Source organism: Arthrobacter sp. AG367, from assembly GCF_007828995.1.
GTDB lineage: Bacteria > Actinomycetota > Actinomycetes > Actinomycetales > Micrococcaceae > Arthrobacter.
This window is the reverse complement of record NZ_VIVE01000003.1, coordinates 540941-563236: the sequence shown is the minus strand read 5'-3', so window position 1 is coordinate 563236 and position 22296 is coordinate 540941. Positions and strand designations below refer to the sequence as shown.

Below are 22296 nucleotides of genomic sequence, written 5' to 3'. Positions count from 1 at the left end.
GGCATGGCTGCACCACTACAATCACCACAGGCCCCACACCGCAATCGGAGGCCACCCGCCCATCAGCCGCTTAACCAACCTGCCTGGGCAGTACAACTAGCCCAAGCGCTTCGGCTGATGCGCCGGGCAGAGGCGGGTCCCATATTGTTGGGGCCCGCCTCCACATGTCAGCGGCTGGCGCCCAGCGCCGCCCACGCCTTATTGCGGCGTTCAGCAAGATCGCGGCGCGCCTCCAAAGCATCCGCAAGGCTGACGGGCACAAAACGGGTCGCCGTTCCGGGAGCCGCCCTGGCAACCAGATCCATGTCGGCGCTGATCACGGTGCCCACCATCGCGTAGCCGCCGCCGGAGACGGCATCGCGGTGCAGGATGATCGGCTGGGTGCCGCCGGGAATCTGGATGGATCCCACGGCATACCCCGCGTCCACGATGTTGGAAGGGTCCGAGCCGGCGCCGAACGGCTGTTCGCGCTCTTTCCATTTCACCCCAGGTCCGGAGTAGCGAAGACCCATCCGGTCGGCCACGGGAGTCACTTTCCACTCCTCGTGGAGGAGATTGCCCAGGCCTTCGTCGGTCAGGCGGTGGTCGTACAACCCCAGCACGATCCGGACTTCCTGCTCCTTGGCGAAAACGGGCCGGTATTCATCCGGGACGCTTTCGGCCTGGGGGAGGCTTCCGCCGTTGAGGGGAGCGCCCACGGGGACAACGTCGCCCGCCTCGAGCTTGCGGCCCTTGAACCCGCCGATCCCGCCCAGGCTGTACGTGGACCGGCTGCCCAACACCTCCGGGACGTCGATGCCGCCCTGGACGGCGATGTAGTAGCGGGTGCCGCCCTGGATCACGCCGAAGGAAAGCTGGTCCCCGGCCTTCAGCAGCAGGCGGCTCCACTGCGGCCGCGGCTCCCCGTTGACCTTCACCTCCACAGGAGCGCCGGTGACGGCGATGACGGCGTCGCTGTCGGTGGTCAGCACCGGGCCCAGGTAGGTGCACTCAAGGACCGCTTCCCGTGCCGTGTTTCCCACCAGGGCGTTTCCCAGTTCGGTGGAGTACTGGTCCATGGAACCGCTTTGCGGTATGCCCACGTTGTAGTGGCCCGTTCGCCCCTGGTCCTGGACCGTGGTGGCCAGGCCCGGGTTTCCGATTTCAAATGCCATTGAGGGCCTCCATGAGTTCACGGTTGTAGCCTTCCGGGTCGGCCAGCGCCCTGGACAGGTCGAACGTCACCGGTGCCTGGCGGTAGCGGAAGGTGCCAGCGGAGATCTCCGCCTGGATGGTGTTGTATTCCGCCTCCGTGACCGGTTTGAACTTTACGATGTCCCCGGGGCGGAAGAACACCATGAAGTCCTTGAAGTCCGCCAAGGCCTGGCCGGGGTCGAAGATGGGGGCGGCGGCCACTCCGAACATCTGGTACCCGCCGGCGCCCCGGACCGAATAGATGCAGCCGAAGCATCCGCCGTGCCCCACGGTCAGCTTGGGGGTGTCGGTCCGCGGGCTCAGGTACTTGGGCACCTCCAGCTGCTTCTCGCGGTCCACCAGCTGGAACAGGAACGGCAGTCCGGCCACGAAGCCCACCATGGACACCAGCCACGGCTGTTCGTGGTGCCGCTGGATGAACTCCGTAGCATCCTTGAGGTGGTTGACCTTAGCCGCGTAATCGATGTCGCTGCCTGCAGGCTCCTGGTGGAACCCTTCACGGAACCGCTGGGCCACTTCCGCGGTGAAGGGGTCCTCGTACCAGACCGGAACCTCGACGATCCGGGTCTCCAGTGCCCGTTCCTGGTGGGACGTCAGGTCCCGCTCGATGTCGCGCACAGCAGTTTCCAGCTGTTCCGGAGGTAGGACGTCGGGGTCGAACCGCACTAGCAGGGATGCGTTGGCCGGGCAGATGTCAACGATTCCCGGAAGCGCGGCGTCGGATAACCTGCCGGCGATGGACATCACCTTGAAGTTCGCGGGCAGGCTCATCGCTTCGGAGACTTCCACGAACAGGAATTCGTCCCCGCCCCAGGTGTAGCGCGCACCCGGGAGGATGGCGGCTTCGGTGGTCATTTTGCCCCCATGAGGTCGGCTGCGGTTTCAATGAACTTGGAGTGGTGGCTGACTTCGGCGAATTCAGGCCGCGCCAGCAGCGCCAGGTGGACGGGGACGGTGGTCTTGACCCCTTCAATGTGTGTTGCCTCCAGCGCCGCCAAGGTGGCCGCGATGGCGGCGTCCCGGTCCGCGGCGTGGACGGCCAGCTTGGCCAGGAGGGAGTCGTAGTAAGGGCTCACCACCGAACCTGCTTCCACCCCGGTGTCCACGCGGATGCCATCACCCGATGGCCAGTCCAGGGACCGGATGGTTCCCGGGCTGGGGAAGAAGTGGTGGCTGGGGTCTTCCGCGTTGATGCGGCATTCGATGGCGTGGCCGCTGAAGTGCACGTCGTCCTGGGAGATGGACATGGATCCGGTGGAGGCAATCAGGAGCTGCTCGCGGACCAGGTCCACGCCGGTGATTTGCTCGGTGATGGGGTGCTCCACCTGGATGCGGGTGTTCATCTCAATGAATGCGGCCTCATGGTTCCCGGGGTCGTACAGGAACTCCACCGTCCCCGCCCCGTGGTACCCGCACTGGCGGGCAAGGGCCACGGAGGACTCCCGGATGGTGGCCCGGACGGCGTCCGGGAGGTTGGGTGCAGGGGCTTCCTCCAGTACCTTCTGCGAACGGCGCTGCATGGAACAGTCGCGGTCGCCGAGGTGGATGAAGTTGGTCCCGTCGCCCAGGACCTGCACCTCCACATGGCGGGCATGCTCCACGAACCGTTCCAGGTAGACGGTGGGGTCGCCGAAGATGGCGGCGGCCTCGCCCCTGGCCATCTCGATGGTTTCCAGCAGATCGCTTTCGTCATGCACGAACCGGATGCCCCGGCCGCCACCGCCGGCGGAGGCCTTCACCACCAGCGGGTACCCAATCGAACGCGCAATGTCGACGGCGTCCGCCTCCGGATCCAAGGGGCCGTCAGACCCCTTGAGCACGGGGACGCCGGCGTTGGCTGCCGCTTCCCGGGCCAGGGATTTGTTGCCCATCATGGAGATGGTGTCCGCGGTGGGGCCCACCCAGGTGAGGCCGGCCTCTGCCACCCTCCTGGCGAAGTCGGCGTTCTCCGACAGGAAACCGTAGCCCGGGTGGACGGCGTCGCACCCCTGCTCGAGGGCCGCAGCGACCAGGGCGTCCTGGTTCAGGTAGCTGGCGGTTGCCTGGGCCGGGCCCACCACCACGTAGTGGTCGGCTGTCCGGGCTGCCAGTGATTCCGCGTCGGGCTCGCTGACCCCCAGGACGGTTTCGATGCCCATGTCGCGGGCAGTCCTGGCGATCCGCACGGCGATCTCGCCGCGGTTTGCGATAAACAGTTTCATGGGCTGCCTTTATCCTTCCCGGATGACGACGATCGAGTCGCCCGGGTTGACCATGTCGCCTTCGTTGACTTCAAAGGATTCCAGGGTCCCGGCGACGTCGGACTGGATCTCGGTGAACTGCTTCATGATTTCCACGATGCCGATGGTCTGGCCGACTTCGATGGTGTCGCCTTCGTTGGCAAAGGGGGGTTTGCCCGGCCCGGGCTTGCGGTAGAAGACTCCGGGAAGGGGTGAAACGATGGTGGCCATGTGCTGCTCGCTTTCAGGGGTGGGCGGATCGGGATGAGTCGAGTGCCTTGCGCACGGCGGAGGCCACGGCGACGGCGTTGGGTGCATCCGAGTGGACGCAGATGCTCTGGAAGGCGATGTTCAGGGGAGTGCCGTCGACGGCGGGCACGGGCCCGCCTGCAACCGCCCGGATGACGCGTTCCGCGGCGGCGTCCGGGTCGGTGGGTGCGGGGCGTCGCTGGATGAGGAGCTCGCCGCCGGGGCCGTAGTTGAGGTCCACGTAGAGCTCCGCGACGAAGTCCACGCCCATGGCGCGGCAGACGGATTCATGGGCGGTGCCGGCCAGGCCGTAGAAGGGAACCCCGAACTGTTTGGCTGTTCCGGCCGCCGCCTGCATGAGCTCTTCGTCTCCGGCGAGCATGCCGTAGAGCGCGCCGTGGGGTTTGATGTGGTTCAGGGACAGGCCGTTCTTGGCCAGGAAGGCGGTCAGCGCCCCGGTCTGGTACAGGATGATCGATTCGACCTCCTCCGGTGTGAGCACCATGCGGCGGCGGCCGAAACCCATGGGATCGGGGAGCCCGGGATGGGCGCCCACGGCCACGCCGTGTTCGGCGGCAAGGGCCACCGTCCGGTTCATGACGTCCGGGTCCCCGGCGTGGTAGCCGCAGGCGACGTTGGCGACGTCGATGATTTCCATGAGCGCGGCGTCGTTGCCGAACTCGTGCAGGCCGAAGCCTTCACCCATGTCCGAATTCAGGAGCACCTGGGCAGGCGTGGTTTCCGTCACGTTTTTTTGCATGCAGGCAACGGTACAGAGGCGGCGAGCCGGCCGGAATTGGGCGGATCGCCGAATGTGCCCATGCGGATTATGCTTTTTGCACTAACCAGGAGGGCTTGCCATGCGTGTTGCCGATCTCGTCGCGGATACTGCGCTGAACATCCGCCTTGCCGTCCCGGGCAGCCCCGGACGCCTGGCCCGGCCCATTGCCTGGTGTGCCCCCACGGAGCACATGGACCCCACGCCGTTCCTCAGCGTCAACGCGCTGCTGCTCACCAACGGGATGGGCCTGAACGTCAGGGACTACCGCATCTGGGATGCCTACGTGGAGCGGCTGATGTCCGTGCCCGTGTCAGGCCTGGTTTTCGGCCTGGGCGCCGCGCACCGCGAACTGCCGCCGGGACTGGTGAAAGCCTGCGAAGCCCACGGCCTTCCCCTGCTTGAACTGCCTCCGGAAGTGCCGTTCGTCCAGGTGATGCGGCACGTTGACCAGCTCATTGCCGCCGAGCGCTATGCCGAACTGCGCGCCGGGTGGGACCTGGCGGATGAGTGCACCAGGCTGGCCGCGGGCGGCCATTCGCTGGCGCAGGTCCTGGAACGGGTGGCCACGACCATCCGGGCGCGGGTGGCGGTCCTTGACCACAACGGTTTTGAACTGATGTCCGCGGGGACGGCTGCGGGGGGCACGGCCCGGACCACCCTGAGCCTGCCCAGCGGCGGGATCCTCCGGTTCAGGCTGGCGATCGAGGGAATCAAGAGCAGCCTGGTGCTGCAGCCGCTGCTGGGTCCGGTGGCTGCGGTGATCGCCATGCAGCTGAGCTACACCCTCGGGTCCCGGTCGCCTTTGCATTCCCGCGAAGCCGCCCGGTTCATCGAGGCACTCTACGAGGCCAGGGGGACTCCGGCGCCCGCCCTGCGGCGCTATGCCGCGGAGGCCGGGTTCGAGCCGGACAGGGAGTGGGGCTCCGTGCTCATCGGCGGCGCGGGCGAGGTTGCACCGGCCAAGCTGCGGACCATCGCCTGGCGGGTCCGGGTGGGACTGCAGGCTGAATTCGGGACCGTGCGGTTCATGGAGGAAGCCGGCCTCACCACGGTGCTGGTGCAGCGCGGGGAAGCCGGGATGGAGCTCATGGAAGCCGTCCAAAAGTCCTTCCAGGACGCGCCGGAACTGTCCGCCGTCGTCTCCGGGTGCGGGAACCTGGACGAACTGCCGCTGGTGCTGCAGCTGGCCCGCCGCCGGGTGGGTGAGCCGGGGCTCCATCGGGCGCCGGTGGCTGACCTTGCCGGCGTGGTGGAAGGCCTGCCCGGCGCCGGGCTGGTGGCCATGTCCCGGCGCCTCCTGGCCCCGTTGATGTCCGACGGCGGCACGGCCTTGCGCGAAACGCTTGAGGCATACCTGCGGTACAGCGGGAATACCCGCGAAACCTGCAGGGAGCTCTTCATCCACCGCAACACCCTGACGTACAGGTTGCGCAAGATCGAGGAGCTTCTCCGGGTGGACCTGGATGACGGCGAGGTGCGGGCCACCTGCCTGCTGGCACTGCGGATCGTCGCCGCCGGAACCTAGTTGGCCGCCATCTCGGCGGGCGCCCTGGCGGCGCTGCTTTCGCGGACGAACAAGGTGGGCTCCAGCTGTACGGGTTCGGGTTTTTCGCCCCTGAGCACGGACTGGATGAGCTGCACCGCCGTCCGTCCAATGTCCGCCATGGGGGAGTGGACCGAGGTCAGCGGAATGGGAAGTTCGGCGGCCAGGGAGGTGTCGTTGTAGCCCACCACCGCCACGTCCTGTCCTACGGTGAGGCCGTGGGAGCGCAGGGCTCCCATCGCGCCGATGGCGGCGAAATCGTTGACCGCGAAGATTGCCGTGGGGCGCGGCCTGCCGCTGGCGAGGATCTTGTCCCCGGCCTCCCGGCCGCCGGCGGTATCGAACCTGGACCACACCACGTCGTCGTCGGAGATGGTGCCGCCCAGTGACCGCCAGCGGTCCAGGAAGCCCGCGGTGCGGTCGACGGCGGTGCTTGCGTAGGGCTCGCCGGCGATGACCGCCACCTGCCGGTGGCCCATTTCCCAGAGGTGGCTGGCCACGAGTTCGCCGCCCACGACGTCGTCGCAGGTGGCGGACGGGTAGCCCGGCACCCGGCGGTTCATCAGCACGAACGGGACCTTCCGGTCCGTCAGCTCCTGCAGGAGGCCGCCGTCAAGATGGGCGTCGCCAATGATCAGGCCGTCCACGCGGCGCGCCAGCATGAGGTCGATCTTCCGCCGTTGTTCGTCCGGGTCATCGCGGGAGTTCATCACGAACGCGGAGTAGCCCACCTCGGCCGACGCCTCGTCGATGCCCTCGTACATGATGGCCAGGACCAGGTCCGAAAGCCGGGGGACGATGACCCCCAGCAGCTTGGTCCGCCGGGTGCGGAGGCTGGCGGCCTGCGGGTCGGGGGAGTAGCCCAGCTTGCGGGCCAGTTCACGGACGCGCTCGGCGGTGGCGGCCGAGGCCGCTCCCTTGGCCACGTCGGAACCGGAATGCAGGACCCTGGAGACGGTGGACGGATGGACGCCCAGCTCCCGAGCCAAATCCTTCAGCGTGACCGTCCGGCCGCCGTCGGCCTTTTCTTTCATGTCCCTCTCCTGCCCACCGGGGCCACTGTAGCCCAGGTCTGCCCGGGCTGCCCGGAAGGGCGCCAAGGCAACCCTTGACGTGACCCGCTTCACATCCTATAGTCGTTCATCAGCGCTACCCAAACGTTTGGGTAGACCACCCCAAAAAAATCCTCCGGTGCCCCCACCCCCAGGCGCCGCCCCCCGTTTCCAGGCATCTCCCCATTTTCGTGGAAGGTCACCCAATCGATTGGGTTGCGTACCGCGCAGCAAACATCCGGAGCTGAAATGACTGTTACCGACTCCCACGTCGTGCTGCTGGCTACTGGAGGCACCATCTCGTCGCGTTCTTCCCAGGCCGGCGGCGCGGTCGCCTCCGATACCGGCGAGCAGGTGTTCAAAGCCCTCGGCTCGCGGGTGTCCCACCCCGTCCGGGTGCTGGACGTGTTCCAGAAGGGGTCCTACCTCCTGACGTTCGACGACATGCTGAGGATCTGCGCCACCATCCAGGACGTCCTCAAGGACCCCAGCGTCCTGGGCGTGGTGGTCACCCACGGCACCGACACGATGGAGGAGACCGCCTACCTCGCGGACCTGACGCACACGGACGAGCGGCCGGTGGTGTTCACCGGCTCGCAGCGGGCCGCCGACTCCGACGCTCCCGACGGGCCGGACAACCTGGCCCGGGCCATCGCCGTCGCGGGTTCGAAGGACGGGCGGGGAAAGGGCGTCATGGTCCACTTTGCGGGCACCATCTTCCCGGCCGCCGGCGTGCGGAAAAGCCAAACTCTTCGGCTGGATGCCTTTGCGAACCCCGATTTTGGGGTACTTGGCCAGGTATCAGCCCAGGGAGAAGTTGCCATGGACGGCAGCGGCGGCAGGCTCGAGGCCCTGCCCCTGCCCCAGCCGGGCGGCGGCTCCCCGCGGGTGGACCTGGTGGCCGCCTATCCCGGCGCCGATTCCACCCTGATGCACGCCGCCCTTGAAGCAGGAGCGGAAGGCATCGTCCTGCAAGGAACCGGAAGCGGCAATGCAAACGCCAGCCTCTGCGCAGAGGTGGCCGCCGCCGTCGCGTCCGGCGCCGTGGTGGTCACCAGCACCCGCGTGGATGCGGGACCGGTGGTGCCCATCTACGGGGCCGGCGGCGGTGGCGAGGACCTGCGCGTTGCCGGTGCCATCAGCTCCGGCCACCTCCGGCCGTCACAGTCGCTGATCCTGCTCAGCCTCCTGCTCAGGATCAATCCTGACCGGGACCGGATCACCGAAATTTTTGCCCAACGAGGGAGGCCCCCTGAACCTTCCGCCTGACACCCAGAACACCCCGGTTTTGAACGAATTGAAAGGAAAATCTCATGGCTAAGGACATCCAAGTCGCCTTCGGCGTGGACGTAGACGCAGTGGCAGGCATGCTCGGCTCCTACGGAGGAGAGGACTCCCCGTGCGACATCAGCCGCGGCCTGTTCAGCGGTGAAGTCGGCGGACCCCGGCTGATCCGTTTGTTCCAGAAATACAACCTCCCGGCCACCTGGTTCGTGCCGGGCCACTCAATCGAAACCTTCCCCGAACTGACGCAGATGATCGTGGATGCCGGGCACGAGATCGGGGTGCATGGGTATTCGCACGAGAACCCCATCGCCATGACCCGGGAGCAGGAGACCGCCATCCTGGACCGCGCGATTGAACTGATCGAAAAGGTATCCGGCCGCCGGCCCACCGGCTACGTTGCACCGTGGTGGGAGTTCTCGCCTGTCACCAACGAGATCCTCCTGGAGCGCGGCATCAAGTACGACCACTCCCTGATGCACCGGGACTTCGAGCCGTACTACGTCCGGGTCGGGGACTCGTGGAAGAAGATCGACTACACCAAGGACGCCCAGACATGGATGGAGCCCCTGGTGCGCGGGCAGGAAACGGACCTGGTGGAAATCCCGGCCAACTGGTACCTAGATGACCTGCCTCCCATGATGTTCATCAAGGCATCCCCGAACTCGCACGGGTTCGTCAACCCCCGCGACATCGAAGAAATGTGGCGGGACCAGTTCGACTGGGTCTACCGCGAAATGGACCAGGCCGTCTTCACCATGACCATTCACCCGGACGTCTCCGGCCGCCCCCAGGTGCTCCTCATGCTCGAGCGGCTCATCGAACACATCAACTCCCATGAGGGCGTCAGCTGGCTGACCTTCGACCAGATCGCCGACTCCTTCCTTTCCCGCAGCCCCCGTAAGGAGAACAAGTCATGACCATCCAAGAACCGGCTGTCGACCTGTCACAGCCCCGCCCGGACGAGAAGCGCCGCTTCCCGGTCTTTACCAAGCGCCACACAACGACCGCAACCGTCCTTGCCTTGCTGGCGTGGACCGTTGCCGTCTTTGACTACGGCTTGTTCGGTACCCTGCTGCCGGCCATGCAGCAGGAATTCGGCTGGTCCGCCACGGAGGCGTACGCCATCAACACGTGGATCGCGGTCGGCACCGCTGTCGTCTGCTTCGGCATCGGTCCCGTCATCGACAGGCTCGGCCGCCGCAAAGGCATGATGACCACCATTGGTGGGACCGCCGTCGTCTCCGGCCTGACGGCACTGATCCCTACGGGCGTGCCTTTCTTCAGCAACGCCATGCTGGTAGTGATTCGTTCGTTCGGTGGACTCGGATTCTCCGAGCAGGCCGTGAACGCCACCTACATGAACGAGGTGTACCAGGTCACAGAGGTGGCCGATAAGCGCAAGCGCCCCGGTTTCCACTACTCCTTCATCCAGGGCGGATGGCCGCTGGGGTTCCTGCTGGCCAGCGCACTCGCCCTGGCTTTCCTGCCCTCCCTGGGCTGGCGCGCCCTGTACCTCATGGCCACGATTCCCGCTGCAGTGATCGTCTGGGTGATCGCCAAGAAGCTCAAGGAAACTCCCCAGTTCGAACTGCACCACAAACTGACCGAGCTCGAAAAGCACGGAAAGACGGAGGAGGCCCACTCCCTGGCCCACGCTTACGGCGTCGAGCACTCCTCGGCAGCCCCGCTCAAGCGCATCTGGGAGCCGCACCTGCGCCGGAACACCATCGTCTTCTCGCTGGCCTGGATCTTCAACTTCTTCGGCATCATGATCTTCAGCATCCTCGGCTCCTCCGTCCTGAAGAACGCCAAGGGCGTTGAACTCTCGGACGCCTTCTGGATGCTGATCGTCATCAACATGCTGGCCTACTTCGGCTACGTCTTCCACGGCTGGCTGGGCGACAAGATCGGCCGCAAACGGACCATCATCGGCGGCTGGATCCTCTCCGGCATCTCCTTCACCATCATGCTCAGCCCCATCGCCACCAGCCCGTTCATGATCATCCTGACCTACGGCGCCGGCCTGTTCTTCCTGGTGGGCCCGTATGCGGCCATCCAGTACTTCATGGCCGAGTGCTACCCGGTCAGCTGCCGGGCCACCGGAACCTCGTTCATCGGCGCCATGAGCCAGCCCGGCGTGATCCTCGGCGGCGCCCTGTTCACCGCTGCCGCAGCCGGCGCCGGAACTGGGCCCGCCGCTCTGTGGGTCGGAGCCGTGGGAACCCTGTTCTCCGGACTGCTGATGATCGCCGCCAAGCCCCCCGCCGAAGCCCTCCTGGAGGACCACCCCCATGACGTCGCCTAACAAAGCCGCCATCATCACCGGTGCCGCCAGCGGCATCGGCCGCGCCCTCGCCGTCCACTACGCCCGCAAGGGGGTGGTGTCCATCATCGGCACCTTCCCCGGCGACCCCCACGACCCAGAGGAAACCCTCCGCCTGGTCAAAGAGGCCAACGGGGAAGCGGTGATCCACGAAGTGGACGTACGCACCACCGCGTCCGTGGACGCCCTGGCCCAGCGGGCCGTGGACGAGTACGGCCGGCTGGACTACGCCATCGCCAACGCCGGAATCCTGCGCAACTCCCCGCTGGGGGAGATGACGGACGAGCGCTGGCATGACATGCTCAACGTTGACCTCACCGGCGTGCTGCGCACGCTGCGTGCCGGGGCGGAGAGAATGACCGACGGCGGAGCACTGGTTGCGGTCTCGTCCATCGCCGGCGGGGTTTACGGCTGGGAGGAACACGCCCACTATGCCGCCGCCAAGGCAGGCGTGCTGGGCCTGGTCCGCAGCGTGGCCGTAGAGCTCGGCCCGCGGCAGATCCGCGCCAACGCCGTCATCCCCGGCCTCATCGAGACCCCGCAGTCCCTCGACCCGGTGAACTCGCTGGGACCGGAGGGCCTGAAGCGTGCCGGGAACGACATCCCCTGGGGCCGGGTGGGCAAACCGGAGGAAGTGGCCAGCGTCATCGGCTTCCTCACCTCCGACGATTCCCGCTACGTCACGGGGCAGGCGCTGGTGGTTGACGGCGGCCTCACTGTGAAGATGCGCGCCTGACAGCCCAAAGAAAGGACACCATGAACACATCGACTCATGCTTTCGGAAACGCCCAAGCCTCGAACGGCCGCCGTGTGGTGGTCACCGGCGGTTCCAGCGGAATCGGCAAAGCCATCGCCGAGGCCTTCCTGGCCAACGGCGACCGTGTTGCCGTGCTGGACCGGGCCGGAGAGGACGGCGCCATCCGCGTGGACGTGGCCGATGAAGCCAGCGTGCGCGCGGCCTTCGCCGAGGCCCGGGAGGCGCTGGGCGGCATCGACGTCCTGGTCAACAGCGCGGGCCTGCTGACGGAGTCTCCGCTGGAGGACATGTCCCTGGACATGTGGAATGAGACCCTCACTGTGGACCTGACCGGTGTGTTCCTGTGCTGCCGGGAGGTGGTGCGGGAGATGCGGCAACGCAAGTGGGGCCGCATCATCAACATCGCCTCCCAGCTGGCCATCAAAGGCGGTGTGGGGCTGACGCATTACAGTGCCGCCAAGGCCGGCGTCGTCGGCCTTTCCAAGGCGCTTGCCCTGGAAACGGCGGCGGACAATGTGCTGGTCAACTGCATCGCCCCGGGGCCGATCGAGACGCCGCTGGTGGAAGGCATTTCGGAAAGCTGGAAGGCCGCGAAGCGCGCCGAGCTGCCGTTGGGGCGCTTCGGGACGCCCGCGGAAGTGGCTCCCGCGGCTCTCCTGCTGGCCAGCGATCCGGGTGGAAACCTGTTTGTGGGACAGACGCTGGGACCCAACTCCGGCGATGTGATGCCTTAAGGAAAGGGAGCGACATGTGCGGTGCCTGCGGAAGGACCACCGTGGCGGACCCCGCCCTGGGCCCGGCACGGACCATGCGGCAACACCTGATCGTGGCAGCGACGGTCAATGCCGTCTGCGCCGGCCTCCCCGGTGTTCCGAAGGTGACCGCCCTCAAAGACGGGTGGCTGATGACCGGGGCCGCCGGAGCCTCCGCGCAGTGCCAGACGCTCAACGAACTGTGGTCCGCGGTGCTCGGGTGCTTCAAGGATGCATCCGTGTTGGACCAGCTGAACGGCCGCCGGCAGGCATACGCGGCTGATCCGGCCAATGCGGGCCTGCCTGCGCGGGCAGCCGGTCTTCTGCCGGACCCCGAATACTATCAAGGAGATTTTGCATGACTGATTACTCCCCGCTCTGGTCACCCATCCGGATCGGTGCCACCGAGTTAGACAACCGGGTGGCCCTGGCACCCATGACGCGGATCAGCGCCACCGAGGATGGGCATGCCACAGACAGAATGGCGTCCTACTACCGGACCTTTGCACGTGGAGGCTTCGGTCTGCTGATCACGGAAGGCATCTACCCGGACACCGCCCACAGCCAGGGCTACCATCACCAGCCCGGCATTGCGACGGAGGAGCAGGCCCGGTCCTGGGCCACGGTGGTCGACGGCGTCCATGCGGAGGGTGCCAAGATCTTCGCCCAGCTGATGCATGCGGGGGCGCAGAGCCAGGGTAACAGGTTTGTGGCCTCCTCTGTGGGGCCATCGGCGGTGGCGCCCAAGGGGGAGCAGCTGGGGTTCTACCGCGGCGAAGGTCCGTACCCGGTTCCTTCCGCGATTACCCTGTCCCAGATGAAGGAAGTCCGGGACGGGTTCGTCACGGCCGCGCTGCATGCGCAGCAGGCGGGGTTCGACGGCGTGGAGATCCATGGTGCCAACGGGTACCTGCTGGATCAGTTCCTCACGGACTACCTGAACCAGCGCGACGACCACTACGGTGGTTCAGCCGAAAACAGGGTGCGATTCGCCGCTGAAATCTGCCGGGACGTCCGCGAGGCTGTTGGCCCGGACATGACCGTTGGTATCCGCATTTCCCAGTCCAAGGTCAGCGACACCGAGCACAAGTGGAGCGGGGGAGTGGAGGAAGCCGAGGTCATTTTCGCCACCTTGGGCGGGACGGGGATTGATTTTGTCCACACCACCGAATACCGCGCCACCGAGGCCGCGTTCGCGGATGCCGGGGAGACCCTGGCTGCGCTGGCGAAGAGGTACTCGGGCCTTCCGGTGATTGCCAACGGCAAGCTTGATGATCCGGATACCGCCGTGTCCATGCTGGTGGACGGCTGGGCGGATGTCGTGGCGCTGGGCAAGGGGGCGCTGGCCAACCGGAACTGGCCCCACCTTGTCCGCAACAACCTGGAGTTCGGGGAGCTCGACCCCGCCGTGTTCGCTCCTTTGGCGGACGTCAAGGACTGGGAGCTGGAAGATCCCGCATAAGTCCCAACAATGGGCCGTGTGACATCCGGCGCCCGGCTGGGCGTCACGCGGCTCTCACCCCGCGGGCCGGGCCAGGCGCCGGAGCAGGGACACGGCATCGTCGACGGGCACAGGCTGGAAGAACTGCGCGTCGGCGAGTTCGACGGCAGCGATTGCGCGCGGCGCCAGCTGGGCTCCGGCGCCGGTGACGCGCAGCCGTTTGGCACGGGTGTCCGCCGGATCGACTTCCCGTTCGATGAGTCCCTTGGCTTCCAGTGCGCGCAGGACCTGGGAGGCCATCTTGACGTCGGTGCCGGCATGCCGTGCCAGGGCCAGCTGGTTCGGGTGTTCACCTTGGTTATTGAGCCACCAGGCGCCGGCGAGCAGCACGAACTGCACGTGGGTGAGGTCGAGCGGCGCCAAGGCTGCCGCGATGTCCCGCTGCCAGCGCAGCGTGGTGTGCCAGAGCAGGAATCCGGGACTTTCGCCGGGGTTGAGGGGCATCAGCCGCCAGCCATCCTGACCAGGGCGGCCATGGTCTCGGGCCAGTCGGCGGTGATGCCGGGTCCAATCTGCGGGCCGGCTTCGTTGGCGCCGTCGCCGGTGATCTTCATCCGGTACACCACCCGGTTCCGGTTGGGTTCGATGGTGTCGATGCGGTGGGTGGTCCTTAGGAGAAGGTCGCCGAAGCGGGCCTCGTCCACGAACCGTTCGTTTTCAATAGCTTCGGCGATGACCAGGGGGATCGGATCGTCGCCCGGGGCCTTCATCAGGATCTGCGAGCCCGTGGCGAACGGGCCGTTGATCTCGATCTTCTCGATCTCCCCGTTCCAGGCGCCCCAGTTCTCGACGTCGGACCACAGCCGCCAGATGGACTCAGGCGTGGCACTGGTTTCGATGCTGTTCTCGTATTCCCACATGGTGGCCTCCTCGGCAGATGGTCTATACAAAGATTATCTATGCACAGACTATTTTTGTCCAGAGGCAACCCGTGCCGCTCCTGTATCCTGACATGTAGGTTCAAGGGCTTCATCGCCCCATCGACCAAGCCCGGTTTACTGCCGGATGTCGGTCTGGAATCCTGGCCCGCCGCCTTGGACGTCATCGAACCGTCACTGCAATCGTCAGGATCCGATTGCCCCCAATATCTTGGAATGGATCTTCATCCCTACTCACACCCCAGCTCCCGCGGGAATCCCACCCGCTGACCCCAAACCTTCGCGCGCTGCTGCGGTGGATGGATACGTGGCCTGGGTTGAGGCCGGCGCCGGCATGGCCGCGCGGTGGCGCTCGGCGAACGGCAGGCCGGCACCGGGGCACGTGGAAGTGGTGGACGACGCCCTCACCGCCGATGCTGCGTACCGCATGGCGTCACAGGGGATGGCGATGCTCTGGCACGGCGACTTCCACAACGCGCGGCAGATCCTCAACGCCCTGGACCGCCGGATAGGCACCGGAAAGAAGGCCGGCGGAACCCCTGCTGAGCAGTTCTACCGGCACCGGCAGGCCGCCTCACATCGGGCACGCATTCTGGGCCTGCTGCTGATTCCCCTTGATCCGGGTCCGGTGGTGCCGCTGCGCCGCGCACCGGATATCCGGGAAGCCGCGGCGGAAGCGTACGGAGGCATTGGAGAATCTTCCGTGGTGTCCCTGCATGAGCTTGTCGGGGCCGTCGGCGCCCACGAGTGGCGGCGGAATGGTGTCTACGTCGATGCTCTGCAGGACCGCATCCACCCGCACTACGGCGCGTTCTTCCCCACCCGCAGCGAGTACGTGGATCTCGTGGCGGCGGCCGCGCTGCCCTCCGATACGCTGGCGTTCGACGTCGGAACCGGCACCGGAGTGCTCGCCGCCGTCCTCGCCCGCCGCGGCGTCCGCCGCGTGATCGCCACCGACAACGAGCCGCGTGCCATCGCCTGCGCCGCGGATAATTTCCGGAACCTCGGGGTTCAGGACCGTGCCGAGGCGGTCCTGACCGACATGTTCCCGCCCGGACGGGCACCGCTGATCGTGTGCAACCCGCCCTGGATTCCGGCCACGCCGCATTCCAGCCTGGACAGCGCCGTCTACGACCCTGGGAGCAGGATGCTGTTCCGCTTCCTGAACGAACTCCCCGGCCATCTGGAGTCGGGCGGTGAGGGCTGGCTGGTCCTGTCCGACCTGGCCGAGCACCTGGGCCTGCGGTCGCGGAAGGACCTGCTGGCCGCCGTCGAAGCGGCCGGGCTGAAGGTGACGGAGCGGCTCGACACCAAGCCAACGCATCCGAAAGCTTCCGACCGCGACGATCCCCTGTTCGCGGCGCGCTCGGCCGAGGTCACGTCACTGTGGCGGCTTGTCAGCCGCTAGCACCGCTGGCGATCCTACCGAAGAGATGGTTTTCACACCGATCACGGACCTCGGGCTCCCGTAGCGGAGGCGGCTGCGGGACTCGCCATCCGTTCCCGTTATCGAAAAAAGGGGGGAGCGTTGGCTTCTGGCGCCTCTTGCCGTCAGTGTTGGCTGGGCGTAACGTCCGCAGCATAAGGGTTGCCTTTGGAGGCCTCCATGCGTGTGCTGCTACGCCGTTTCATCTCCATGACATCAGTCTTGTCTGTCTGCCTCGGCCTTTCGGCGTGCACCGTCGCCGAGACGCCATCCCCGGCACCGACTACGGAGGCCCGCACGGTCCCACCGTTTTCCACGGTCCCACCGCTGCCGGACAGAGGCGACATCGACCCAGGTACATATCTCGTCAACAGCTTCGCAGAGAATTTCGAGATCACCGTCCCGGACGGCTGGTCGGCCGACGGTGATGGCTTGGGAAAGGACGACCCGGATCACCCGGATGCGATGGCGGTCTTCGTGGGTTGGTGGCACTCCGACCATGTGCCGACGGACGCATGCGCGTGGCAGGGCGCGCTCGTCGAGGTCAATCCGTCGGCCAATGCATTCGTCGACGCGATGATGGCGCAGACGTCAACGGCGAGCACCCCTCCGGTCGAGGTTGTGGTTGGCGATTATTCCGGCGTCGAGTTCGATCTCTCCGTCGAGGGTGACAGGGACATCAAAGCCTGCGACAACGGTCAGTTTTGCGTTCACTCAGAATATTCGAACCTATGCACCCGCTGGTACTCGAGCGCCGCTGAGCGCGAAACTTACCGGGTGGTCAACCTGCACGGCCAACGCGCAATGTTCTGGGTGGTCCAATTCCACGAATCGATCAATCCGGAGCTGACACGAGAGGCACGCGCCGTCTTCGACTCGATCGTGTTCAAGCTCCGACAAGTGACCAGCTAATGCGGTAGGCGATCTCCTTGCGGGACGGACGGACCAGGCACTTAGGCCCTTCTCTTTTCCGGAAGTACTGACGAAATAGGCCATTGGCGTTCGCGTTTGACGCGCGCTGCCAGGGGCCCGGGCGGAGCACATAAGCGACGAGGAGTCGCGAAGTGCGTTCAACCAGCGTCACTATCGCTGAATTGTTTCCTTTCCCCATGATGAGGGCACCTACCAAATGGCCAGCTTCCTCCCTGGTGGCGGTGTGGGCTGGGCGGTCCCCGATCTTCAGCTCATCAGTAATGTACTTGCGTGGCTTCACCTTGGTCCTGGACCTTGGTCGCCTGCTGAACTTAACCGAACGCAGCAGGCGGGCAGATCCTGCTGGAACGGGGCGGATGCTTAATTGGTAGAGCGCACGCTTCTCAACCAAGCCCTACGGGCCCATTCTTCGCGATAGGCGCGTCGAACTGCGCATGATCCAATACCTCTTTCAGATTGGTGTTGCGACGTTCGTGAGAAGCCGACGGCGCTAATTGGGTGCCGTCCCGTAATCGGTCAGGCCGTTCCTGATCGCGAACAAGGTGGCCCCCACCCGGTTGGTTGCACCGATCTTGGTGTAGATGTGCTCCACGTGGTTGCGGACGGTCTTCCGGGAGAGGAAGAGGCTGTCCGCGATCTCGGCCGGAGTCATGCCGCGGCAGAGCATGCCGAGGATTTCCACTTCCCGCGGGGTGAGCCCAGCCGCGGCGGCATGCGAACGGCGGGGCTGCTGGCCGGCCGCCACCAGCACGGCCTCCACTGCTCCGGCGGCGAGCCTCCCGGCCGAAACTTCCTGCCGGAGACGGGCGGCCGCATCAGCCGGCGTGAGTGCGGGCCGGTGCGGGCGTGGCTCCACGGAGGCATGGTAGGAGTCCGCTGCCGCCAGGATCCGCTGCTTGATCCCCAGCTCGTTTCCGCCGATCCCTCGTGGATAGCCGGACCCGTCCAGCCGCTCGTGGTGTGAGCCGGTGAGGGCGGCCTCGCCCTTCAGGCCGGGAACGCGGCTGAGGATCCGCTCGCCCAGAAACGGATGCATGCGGATTCGTTCCTGCTCCAGCGCTGAGAGGGGCTCCTTCTTGTCCCACACCTGGTTGGACACCCCCAACCGGCCCAGGTCATGCACCCAACCTGCACGGCGGAGCTCCGTGACGTCGTCGGCTGGCAGCCCATGCTCCTCGCCGGCGGCGGCCGCCAGGGCCGCCACCGCGCGGGAGTGTCCGGCCGTGTAGGGGGACTTGAGGTCTGCAAAGTCGCCGATGGCGCGCAGTACTGTATCCAGCTGGCTGCCCGACAGGGGAGCGTCAGTGGGAGCCAGGTCAAGGGCCGCCTGCCAGCAGTCGACGTCGAGGAGTCCTTCGGTGAGCGCCTCAGCCTGGTCGATGAACATCCCGGCCAGTGCCGGGTCGAACTGGCTGCCGCGGCGTGCCCGCACCATGGCCACCGCGCCGGCCACTCCTTCCCTCCGCAGGAAGACCTCGGCCGTATCCGCCAGGTGCATGATCCGCATCTCCAATGGAATGTCCGCCCCCGCCACCCCCTCCGGCAGGCCCTTGCCGTCCCACCGCTCAAAGGTGTGGGTGAGCAGTCCTGCCACGCCGTCGTCGAGCCCTACACTGCTGGCCAACACCCCGGCCGAGACGCAGTGCGAGGCAATCATGGTCCGCACCGCCCCGCTGCCGGTCGCCGCGAAACGCGTCCAGCGGGCAACGCGGGCCAGCGGCGGGAGGCCGGCGCCGGCGTGGCTGAACATGCCGGCGTACATGGGCAGGCCGTGCTGGTCGCGGTCGTAGTAGTCGGCGCGGAAGGCGATGTCGTCCGTGAACAGCGCGGCGAGTTCAAAGGAATCCGCGTGGCAGCCGATCCAGGCCAGCTGGTTGGCGTAGTAGATCCTGCCCTGGCCGGCGGCGTCAATGCCCGCTGCCCCGGCGATCCGCAGGGCCAGCAGGGACGCACGCAGCATGTGCTCCATCGGCTGCCCCAGCCCCAGGTCGATGGCGAGCGACAGCGCGGCCAGGACTTCGCTGCGCCGGGGCGCAGCCGGTGACTGCATCACACCTGCCATTCTAGGAAGCCGCCAGCCACGGCAGTAGGGACCGCGCGTGCGGCTGTTATGCCGCCTGGTTCTTCCCAGTCCGTGCCTGGACGGGGCCTGGTCCGGCGGATTGTGCGGTGGACGGGAACCGGACGCCCACCTGCGCTCCGAACAGTCCACGCTGTGGAAGCCAGAAGTCCGCCAGGTGGTCCTGGACCGGCAGCGGGCCCGGAGCTCCCGCGTCCTCACCCACGATGGTGGCCTGGGAATCCGTCACGAGCCACAGCTGCCGCGGCTGGGCCTGGAACGTCTGGCCATTGGGCACAACGCCTGATACTTTCATCCTGCCCGCACCGAGCAGCGGGCCGGCGAATGCCCCCATGGCCCGGAGCACCAGCTCGTTCCGCCACAGGCTTTCCGGCATCCGCACGGCCATGGCGGTCAGCATCGTGGTGGCCGCGGAGGTGCCCAGCTGCAGGTCCCAGTTGAGGACTCCCGGCACCGTAATCAGCGCGGTGAAGGGCCCGCTCCACTGGATGTCGACGTCGGTCTCCACCGTATGGTGGACGGCCGCCCCGAAGTAGCGGGCGCAGCTGAACTCCGGTGCGGTGTTGGCGTAGATGGTCCACTCGCCGCCGGGTGTGCGGTGCCAGACGGAGCGGTAGCCGGGGCCAACGGAGCTCACCGGGAAATCCCGGAACGCCAGGTAGTGGCCGCTGGTGAAAGGCAGCCCCAGGACGGCGTAGCCGGCGAAGTGCTCCGCTGGGTCCTCGGGAAGGTCGGCAACGTTCGGTGTTGCCTCTGCTGATGACTGCGGCTGGTAGATGGTCATGGCCGCCTCCTTTTCTCTATGAGGCGAGACTATGACCGGGCCGCAGCAGGGGCATGGGGCAGTTGCCCCATTTAGCATCGGCTATTACGCGGCGTCGATGGCTTCCAGCCATTCCAGGAACGTCTGGCGTCCGACGGCGGAACCCGGCGCCGGGATCAGCCCGCCGTTGCGCATTGCCTTGCCCATGGGCCCCGGCACCCGGAGCGGTACGATCAGTTTTTTCTGCTGCGTCTTGGCCAGATAGGCCGCCACCAGGCCTTTCAGGTGTTCGGTCCGCGGGCCGCCGAGGTCTGGAATGCGTCCCTTCGGCCCGGACTCGGCCGCATCCACGAGGGCAGCCGCCACCTCCTTTGCCGCCACCGGCTGGGTGACCATCGTGGGCACGAGGACCAGTGGGCCCACTGAGGCGGCCTTGATGGACATCGGCACGAACTCGTGGAATTGAGTGGACCGGAGGAGCGTCCACGGAATGCCGCCGTGCCTGACTTCGTCCTCCTGCACCAGCTTCCCGGCGTACAGTCCCGAGTTGGCTTTATCGATGCCGACAATGGACAGCACCACGTGGTGCGTTACGCCGGCCTTTTTCCCGGCGGCCAGCAGGTTCTGGGTGGCGTTGGTGAAGTAATCCACGGCCTTCTTGGTGGACATGGCCTGGATGCCGGAGGCGTCGATGACGGTCTCGACATTTTGGAGTGCCTGATCGAGGCCGCGCCCGTTGACCAGGTCCACCCCCTCCGCGCGGCTGAGGCTGGCCACCTCATGCCCGCGTTCCCTGGCGATGGCCACGACGTGGCGGCCCACTGTACCGGTTCCCCCTGCAACGGCAATCCTCATGGAAGAAATCCTAAGCCGGTCCTACCTAAGGAGTCAGGCACCTTGGCAAGTGGGCCGTCGTCGTAATTTACGACGACGGCCGGTCGGCGCGCGGATTAGGTGTTCAGTGCGTCGATGGCATTGGAAGCAGCCTGGATGCTTTCCCAGCCGCGGCAGCCAGCCGCCGCCGTGAGGGGGTCCGGCGGGGTGCCCTTGTTCTGGAGGATGGCGACGTAGGTTGCGTTGACCACGTCCTCCCGGAGCTTAGGGAGCTAAGGACCGCGGATGTTCGGCATGACTGGCACCTGGGCGCGGCAGGTCAGGAAGTGTCCGGCGACAACGGCGAAGGCAAAGCAGGAGATGCCGACAAGCAGGAGCCTCAGGATGTCGTCCGGGCTGGTTGCCACGATGTATGCAGGAGGACCGATCAGCGCGGCCATCAGCCCCAACCGCAGTGCCAGGACTTCCCGGCTGCGGCCCGCGGACCTGCGCCGCGCCCAGATACCGGCCAGCTGCTTATCCCGGACAGCCTGGGCTTTAATGCGCCACTGCCGCTGGGAGCCGAGGTGAAGCCGGACGAGGGGCGCGGGCTGCAGCCAGTTCGTCGGGATTGTCGCGCCGGAGTGCTTCCACAGCCGGGCCTGGTTCATCCGCCCATGCGCTCCTGAGCCGGCGGTCAATGGCGGCTGCCATCACGTCCAGGCTATGTTTGGCAGCGCCCTCAACCACCTCCGCGGGAGCAGCGAAGGACGTCGCCGTCTGGACTGCGCCAGTTGAATCCGTGCGGTGGCCATAGCGTGGCGATCCGTCGGCGAGTTGGTATCCATTGTTCATGGTTCCCCCCAAGAAGGCCCTGCCGAGGCAGTAGCCCTGAATTTTGTTCTAGTCCTTTGAAGAAGGTCTTCGCATTGGCTGCTGAAAATATCGTGTGCGAGGCAGCAGGCGCAAAGCGCAATTCTTGGCGAAACCTTCGCCGATTTTGAGCCTGGACTGAGGAAGCGCAGGTCTCCGATGACTTGTCGTGCAGCGTGCGAACAAGGCCGTGATCCGGGCAACCGCGTTCGAGCCAGACCCGGTCGGCGCCGACCAGAAGGACGCCGGACAGGCGCCGCACCTGCGCGAGCGGAGGGTTTGTCTCGTGGCAGCGGGGACAGAAGGCAGTGACGTACTGGTGGATTCGGTCTCCGCGCAGCGGCTAGCCGCGGCCGGGCAGTGTCCGCCGAGACGATGACGCAGTCATATTTGGCTCCTCATCTGGGAAAGGGCAAGAACGCAGATTCCGCCGCCGAGCAGGATGAAGATGCCCAGGCCAATGAGCAGCCCCGCACCCAACCCGGAAGTGCGCGGCCAGACTGCCAAGGCACCCGCTATCGCCAGACATACTCCGAGGGGGATAAAGACGGCAGGCCCGGCGAGGGGTGTCTTATAGCCTTCATCCGGCGCGATACCACGAGTTGTCCCGAAGCAGAGGGCATAGAGGGCAGTAGCTCCTGCCAGGATTCCGAGCAGCATGAGGAGGCCGCCCCCGGACTTATAGGGCGGCTCCACGTCCTGTGGCATTGAGTTGTCATCGCTCATGATGCTGCTCCTTCCACCTTCGGGCGGAGTGGTTTCCCGAATACCCGAAGCATCCGCCCGAGCAGCAGGGGGAGAACCAGCTAGGCTCTTCGCGGTTCCCGGGGAAACGGGTTCCCGGAGAGAGCGTCATGTCGCCGGTAGAGGTT

The 22296-nt window shown here is 66.3% G+C and carries 24 protein-coding genes; 10 read left to right on the top strand and 14 right to left on the bottom strand.

Annotation, left to right across the window (positions count from 1 at the left end; translation table 11 throughout):
• Positions 1 to 167: 167 nt before the first annotated feature.
• The 5 genes from FB478_RS12300 to pxpA are packed head-to-tail and all read right to left on the bottom strand — an operon-like array spanning position 168 to position 4422.
• Positions 168 to 1154, bottom strand: a complete 987-nt coding sequence (locus FB478_RS12300) for a biotin-dependent carboxyltransferase family protein (RefSeq protein ID WP_144600675.1) — start codon at positions 1152 to 1154, stop codon at positions 168 to 170.
• Positions 1144 to 2049: an allophanate hydrolase subunit 1 gene (locus tag FB478_RS12295; protein ID WP_144600674.1), complete on the bottom strand. Its 906-nt coding sequence runs from the start codon at positions 2047 to 2049 to the stop codon at positions 1144 to 1146. Before FB478_RS12295 ends, FB478_RS12300 begins: the two co-directional genes overlap by 11 nt.
• On the bottom strand, positions 2046 to 3395 hold the full coding sequence (locus FB478_RS12290; protein ID WP_144600673.1) for an acetyl/propionyl/methylcrotonyl-CoA carboxylase subunit alpha: 1350 nt from the start codon (positions 3393 to 3395) through the stop codon (positions 2046 to 2048). Before FB478_RS12290 ends, FB478_RS12295 begins: the two co-directional genes overlap by 4 nt.
• A gap of 9 nt (positions 3396 to 3404) precedes the next feature.
• Positions 3405 to 3644, bottom strand: a complete 240-nt coding sequence (locus tag FB478_RS12285) for an acetyl-CoA carboxylase (RefSeq protein ID WP_018770516.1) — start codon at positions 3642 to 3644, stop codon at positions 3405 to 3407.
• 13 nt (positions 3645 to 3657) lie between these two features.
• On the bottom strand, positions 3658 to 4422 hold the full coding sequence (pxpA, locus tag FB478_RS12280; protein ID WP_144600672.1) for a 5-oxoprolinase subunit PxpA: 765 nt from the start codon (positions 4420 to 4422) through the stop codon (positions 3658 to 3660).
• A gap of 100 nt (positions 4423 to 4522) precedes the next feature.
• Between pxpA and FB478_RS12275 the strand changes: the two genes are divergently transcribed.
• Positions 4523 to 5968 carry a helix-turn-helix domain-containing protein gene (locus tag FB478_RS12275; protein ID WP_144600671.1) on the top strand — a complete coding sequence of 482 codons (1446 nt, stop codon included), beginning with the start codon at positions 4523 to 4525 and terminating at the stop codon, positions 5966 to 5968.
• Here FB478_RS12275 and FB478_RS12270 read toward each other — a convergent pair.
• Entirely contained in the window at positions 5965 to 7020 is a 1056-nt protein-coding gene (locus tag FB478_RS12270; RefSeq protein ID WP_144600670.1) for a LacI family DNA-binding transcriptional regulator, read from the bottom strand. The genes FB478_RS12275 and FB478_RS12270 overlap by 4 nt on opposite strands.
• Before the next feature lie 267 nt (positions 7021 to 7287).
• Here FB478_RS12270 and FB478_RS12265 point away from each other — a divergent pair, with 267 nt between their 5' ends.
• The 7 genes from FB478_RS12265 to FB478_RS12235 are packed head-to-tail and all read left to right on the top strand — an operon-like array spanning position 7288 to position 13619.
• Positions 7288 to 8307, top strand: coding sequence for an asparaginase (locus FB478_RS12265; RefSeq protein WP_144600669.1), 1020 nt, complete (start codon positions 7288 to 7290; stop codon positions 8305 to 8307).
• Positions 8308 to 8351: 44 nt separating this feature from the next.
• The gene (locus tag FB478_RS12260; protein WP_018770511.1) at positions 8352 to 9242 is read left to right on the top strand and encodes a polysaccharide deacetylase; all 891 of its coding nucleotides are present in this window, start codon (positions 8352 to 8354) and stop codon (positions 9240 to 9242) included.
• The gene (locus FB478_RS12255) at positions 9239 to 10630 is read left to right on the top strand and encodes an MFS transporter (protein ID WP_144600668.1); all 1392 of its coding nucleotides are present in this window, start codon (positions 9239 to 9241) and stop codon (positions 10628 to 10630) included. The genes FB478_RS12260 and FB478_RS12255 overlap by 4 nt, the downstream gene beginning before the upstream one ends.
• The gene (locus FB478_RS12250) at positions 10617 to 11384 is read left to right on the top strand and encodes an SDR family NAD(P)-dependent oxidoreductase (RefSeq protein ID WP_144600667.1); all 768 of its coding nucleotides are present in this window, start codon (positions 10617 to 10619) and stop codon (positions 11382 to 11384) included. Before FB478_RS12255 ends, FB478_RS12250 begins: the two co-directional genes overlap by 14 nt.
• Positions 11385 to 11404: 20 nt before the next feature.
• Positions 11405 to 12139, top strand: a complete 735-nt coding sequence (locus FB478_RS12245; RefSeq protein WP_018770509.1) for an SDR family NAD(P)-dependent oxidoreductase — start codon at positions 11405 to 11407, stop codon at positions 12137 to 12139.
• A 41-nt stretch (positions 12140 to 12180) separates the two neighbouring features.
• On the top strand, positions 12181 to 12519 hold the full coding sequence (locus FB478_RS12240) for a hypothetical protein (RefSeq protein WP_144600666.1): 339 nt from the start codon (positions 12181 to 12183) through the stop codon (positions 12517 to 12519).
• Positions 12516 to 13619: an NADH:flavin oxidoreductase gene (locus tag FB478_RS12235; RefSeq protein ID WP_144600665.1), complete on the top strand. Its 1104-nt coding sequence runs from the start codon at positions 12516 to 12518 to the stop codon at positions 13617 to 13619. Before FB478_RS12240 ends, FB478_RS12235 begins: the two co-directional genes overlap by 4 nt.
• Positions 13620 to 13673: 54 nt before the next feature.
• On the opposite strand, the gene FB478_RS12230 is transcribed toward FB478_RS12235, so the two are convergent.
• Both FB478_RS12230 and FB478_RS12225 read right to left on the bottom strand, forming a co-directional pair.
• Positions 13674 to 14102: a MarR family winged helix-turn-helix transcriptional regulator gene (locus FB478_RS12230; protein ID WP_144600664.1), complete on the bottom strand. Its 429-nt coding sequence runs from the start codon at positions 14100 to 14102 to the stop codon at positions 13674 to 13676.
• The gene (locus tag FB478_RS12225; RefSeq protein WP_144600662.1) at positions 14102 to 14518 is read right to left on the bottom strand and encodes a polyketide cyclase; all 417 of its coding nucleotides are present in this window, start codon (positions 14516 to 14518) and stop codon (positions 14102 to 14104) included. The genes FB478_RS12230 and FB478_RS12225 overlap by 1 nt, the downstream gene beginning before the upstream one ends.
• 352 nt (positions 14519 to 14870) lie before the next feature.
• On the opposite strand from FB478_RS12225, the gene FB478_RS12220 reads away from it, so the two are divergent.
• Together FB478_RS12220 and FB478_RS12215 are read left to right on the top strand one after the other, a co-directional pair.
• On the top strand, positions 14871 to 15944 hold the full coding sequence (locus FB478_RS12220) for a class I SAM-dependent methyltransferase (RefSeq protein WP_144600713.1): 1074 nt from the start codon (positions 14871 to 14873) through the stop codon (positions 15942 to 15944).
• A 198-nt stretch (positions 15945 to 16142) separates the two neighbouring features.
• On the top strand, positions 16143 to 16874 hold the full coding sequence (locus FB478_RS12215; protein ID WP_144600660.1) for a hypothetical protein: 732 nt from the start codon (positions 16143 to 16145) through the stop codon (positions 16872 to 16874).
• Between the two features lie 511 nt (positions 16875 to 17385).
• Here the strand turns inward: FB478_RS12215 and FB478_RS12210 are convergent.
• The 6 genes from FB478_RS12210 to FB478_RS12185 all read right to left on the bottom strand — a co-directional run bounded on the left by FB478_RS12210 (position 17386) and on the right by FB478_RS12185 (position 22150).
• A complete protein-coding gene (locus FB478_RS12210; protein WP_144600711.1) occupies positions 17386 to 18945 on the bottom strand; it encodes an HD domain-containing phosphohydrolase in 1560 nt (519 codons plus the stop codon).
• Between the two features lie 58 nt (positions 18946 to 19003).
• Positions 19004 to 19759, bottom strand: coding sequence for a hypothetical protein (locus tag FB478_RS12205; protein ID WP_144600659.1), 756 nt, complete (start codon positions 19757 to 19759; stop codon positions 19004 to 19006).
• An 84-nt stretch (positions 19760 to 19843) separates the two neighbouring features.
• Positions 19844 to 20593 (bottom strand): SDR family oxidoreductase, encoded by a 750-nt coding sequence (locus FB478_RS12200; protein WP_144600657.1) that lies wholly within the window; start codon positions 20591 to 20593, stop codon positions 19844 to 19846.
• 95 nt (positions 20594 to 20688) lie between these two features.
• On the bottom strand, positions 20689 to 20823 hold the full coding sequence (locus tag FB478_RS21375; protein ID WP_261377392.1) for a hypothetical protein: 135 nt from the start codon (positions 20821 to 20823) through the stop codon (positions 20689 to 20691).
• A gap of 21 nt (positions 20824 to 20844) precedes the next feature.
• Positions 20845 to 21222, bottom strand: coding sequence for a hypothetical protein (locus tag FB478_RS21370; protein ID WP_261377391.1), 378 nt, complete (start codon positions 21220 to 21222; stop codon positions 20845 to 20847).
• A 586-nt stretch (positions 21223 to 21808) separates the two neighbouring features.
• Positions 21809 to 22150, bottom strand: a complete 342-nt coding sequence (locus tag FB478_RS12185) for a hypothetical protein (RefSeq protein ID WP_144600655.1) — start codon at positions 22148 to 22150, stop codon at positions 21809 to 21811.
• Between the last annotated feature and the right edge of the window lie 146 nt (positions 22151 to 22296).

Coding starts and splice junctions, on each gene's coding strand:
- FB478_RS12300 (WP_144600675.1), bottom strand. CDS start 1,154: ATGGCATTTGAAATCGGAAACCCGGGCCTGGCCACCACGGTCCAGGAC.
- FB478_RS12295 (WP_144600674.1), bottom strand. CDS start 2,049: ATGACCACCGAAGCCGCCATCCTCCCGGGTGCGCGCTACACCTGGGGC.
- FB478_RS12290 (WP_144600673.1), bottom strand. CDS start 3,395: ATGAAACTGTTTATCGCAAACCGCGGCGAGATCGCCGTGCGGATCGCC.
- FB478_RS12285 (WP_018770516.1), bottom strand. CDS start 3,644: ATGGCCACCATCGTTTCACCCCTTCCCGGAGTCTTCTACCGCAAGCCC.
- pxpA (WP_144600672.1), bottom strand. CDS start 4,422: ATGCAAAAAAACGTGACGGAAACCACGCCTGCCCAGGTGCTCCTGAAT.
- FB478_RS12275 (WP_144600671.1), top strand. CDS start 4,523: ATGCGTGTTGCCGATCTCGTCGCGGATACTGCGCTGAACATCCGCCTT.
- FB478_RS12270 (WP_144600670.1), bottom strand. CDS start 7,020: ATGAAAGAAAAGGCCGACGGCGGCCGGACGGTCACGCTGAAGGATTTG.
- FB478_RS12265 (WP_144600669.1), top strand. CDS start 7,288: ATGACTGTTACCGACTCCCACGTCGTGCTGCTGGCTACTGGAGGCACC.
- FB478_RS12260 (WP_018770511.1), top strand. CDS start 8,352: ATGGCTAAGGACATCCAAGTCGCCTTCGGCGTGGACGTAGACGCAGTG.
- FB478_RS12255 (WP_144600668.1), top strand. CDS start 9,239: ATGACCATCCAAGAACCGGCTGTCGACCTGTCACAGCCCCGCCCGGAC.
- FB478_RS12250 (WP_144600667.1), top strand. CDS start 10,617: ATGACGTCGCCTAACAAAGCCGCCATCATCACCGGTGCCGCCAGCGGC.
- FB478_RS12245 (WP_018770509.1), top strand. CDS start 11,405: ATGAACACATCGACTCATGCTTTCGGAAACGCCCAAGCCTCGAACGGC.
- FB478_RS12235 (WP_144600665.1), top strand. CDS start 12,516: ATGACTGATTACTCCCCGCTCTGGTCACCCATCCGGATCGGTGCCACC.
- FB478_RS12230 (WP_144600664.1), bottom strand. CDS start 14,102: ATGCCCCTCAACCCCGGCGAAAGTCCCGGATTCCTGCTCTGGCACACC.
- FB478_RS12225 (WP_144600662.1), bottom strand. CDS start 14,518: ATGTGGGAATACGAGAACAGCATCGAAACCAGTGCCACGCCTGAGTCC.
- FB478_RS12220 (WP_144600713.1), top strand. CDS start 14,871: ATGGCCGCGCGGTGGCGCTCGGCGAACGGCAGGCCGGCACCGGGGCAC.
- FB478_RS12215 (WP_144600660.1), top strand. CDS start 16,143: ATGCGTGTGCTGCTACGCCGTTTCATCTCCATGACATCAGTCTTGTCT.
- FB478_RS12210 (WP_144600711.1), bottom strand. CDS start 18,945: ATGCAGTCACCGGCTGCGCCCCGGCGCAGCGAAGTCCTGGCCGCGCTG.
- FB478_RS12205 (WP_144600659.1), bottom strand. CDS start 19,759: ATGACCATCTACCAGCCGCAGTCATCAGCAGAGGCAACACCGAACGTT.
- FB478_RS12200 (WP_144600657.1), bottom strand. CDS start 20,593: ATGAGGATTGCCGTTGCAGGGGGAACCGGTACAGTGGGCCGCCACGTC.
- FB478_RS21370 (WP_261377391.1), bottom strand. CDS start 21,222: ATGAACCAGGCCCGGCTGTGGAAGCACTCCGGCGCGACAATCCCGACG.
- FB478_RS12185 (WP_144600655.1), bottom strand. CDS start 22,150: ATGAGCGATGACAACTCAATGCCACAGGACGTGGAGCCGCCCTATAAG.